The organism is Halospina sp. K52047b (genome assembly GCF_008709855.1).
Taxonomy (GTDB): Bacteria; Pseudomonadota; Gammaproteobacteria; order Pseudomonadales; family Oleiphilaceae; genus Halospina; species Halospina utahensis_B.
The window spans coordinates 1-1,639 of sequence record NZ_VYJH01000027.1; the positions used below are offsets into that span (position 1 = coordinate 1).

General features: G+C 51.1%; 2 protein-coding genes. Both read right to left on the bottom strand.

The features are described 5' to 3' along the window. Nucleotides 1-383: 383 nt before the first annotated feature. On the bottom strand, nt 384-758 hold the full coding sequence (locus F3089_RS15710; protein ID WP_151441724.1) for a hypothetical protein: 375 nt from the start codon (nt 756-758) through the stop codon (nt 384-386). Between the two features lie 59 nt (nt 759-817). After that, nucleotides 818-1,639: AIPR family protein (locus tag F3089_RS15715; protein WP_192497419.1), on the bottom strand; the 822-nt coding region annotated here is incomplete at its 5' end.

The window sequence follows — 1,639 nt, forward strand, 5'->3', positions numbered from 1 at the left end:
GGATGCCGAACAGGAACGTACAATTGCACGAATGCCCAGCTGGGCGAGCGTTTGAGTCAAAGACGGCCGGAGCAAATTGTTTGAGCTCGCTCGAGGTGACACGGCTCCCTCGGAATGACTCATACGCTGCGTGGAGATCCACGAGTTTGACTGAGATGGTCGATGACCCCCGAACGTAGGATATCCGCTCGTCGGTGAGGCCCATAACCTCTGATGTGACGCCTCCGGGATTGGCAATTACCGTCCCCGGCGGTACGGCCTCTCGACCCCCCGGCAAAATCATCCAATTTCATTGTTCTCCACCTCGGGCGATGTAACGATGAAACTCAGCCAACGCGAAACCGCGTAGCGGTTGAGCGGTCGGTTGCAGCGCTTTGTTGGGTTTATGACTCCAAGAATGCTGCAATATCCTTGTCGAGACCGCCAAAGTCCTGCGTTTGCTTTGCTCGCGACGACTTGACGTGGAACCGAGCCCAGCAGTCGCGAACTACCTTTCCCCACTCCTTACCGTACTGCTCCTGGTACCAATCAAACCCGTAACTGGGGATGCAATCCGTACTACTAATGATCAGGCCATTCAGTGGTGGATACCCCTCTTGTGCACAGAAATCCCCGAGTGCTCCGGCATACTTTCCGGCGAGTTCGTGACTTAGCCCGAATATGTTTTCGAGCTCGTAGTATGGGACGCACCGTTTTTGCTTGGCCGCATTTATCATGTAACGGACAAATGCCTTAAACTTTCCACCATCAACTGCCATCGTTCCTCCTAATTAACCCAACGCATAGCTGAGATGCGAGCGTCACCTCGAGCGTTTTGTTAGTCGATTTTTGCCAGCATTTCCTCGAGTACCGCTTGGCGTTTAAGCCGATCGTTAGATATATCCCCCAAGCTTTCAATAATGCTCACGGCTTTGGTAAATGCAGCCGTTCCATCTGCGGTATGGTGGCTGAACTTGTCAATAACCCGCTGAGCGTAAGAGTCCATCTTTTTAGCGCCGAGCGGGGGCACATCCTTGCCGGCTACAATCGCAGCTGCCAGTGGGAGTATGTGCCATTTGAAGCGACGCATGTTTTGCGGGATCGTGCTATTCGAAGTTAGAAGATGGAAGCGATATAACGCCAAAGCGCTCGCATAGTAAATGATTTCTCGATTTTCCTCACTGAAAATACGCTCACCAAACTCATCATACATTCTTTTCGGATACTTGAACGAAAGGTCAGGTCGTCTGCAAAACATCGCACAGACACACTTCGCGGCATTGTGCAGGGAAACAACACGAATTGCCGCAACACCTTTTCCTACGTACTGTCGGTCTCTACGCTCGAAATAAAGCCGTCCATCTTGCCCTTCGTACGTATTGAAATACGCCTCGACTCGTTTCGCTATTGGGCTCAATGACAGAAACTGTGACTCTTCAATTTTCGACTGGCTGTTGGTGGCTCGTACCAGCTCGCTGAAGACGTCCTCATCAGTTGTCTCTACCACTTTCAATGTAACCATCAAATCATCGGTTAATGTGTCGCGGTTTTCGTATAGAACATGCGACGTTTGGCAACCGTTGACGATTTGAAAGTTTGAGATGTGTAGCGTTGTTCCCTGAACCCGCACGTCCGGACTGACGAGGGTGACTCCATTGTT

Bases quoted from the DNA above. Each gene is read 5' to 3' on its own strand.
- F3089_RS15710 (WP_151441724.1), bottom strand. From the start codon at position 758: ATGGCAGTTGATGGTGGAAAGTTTAAGGCATTTGTCCGTTACATGATA.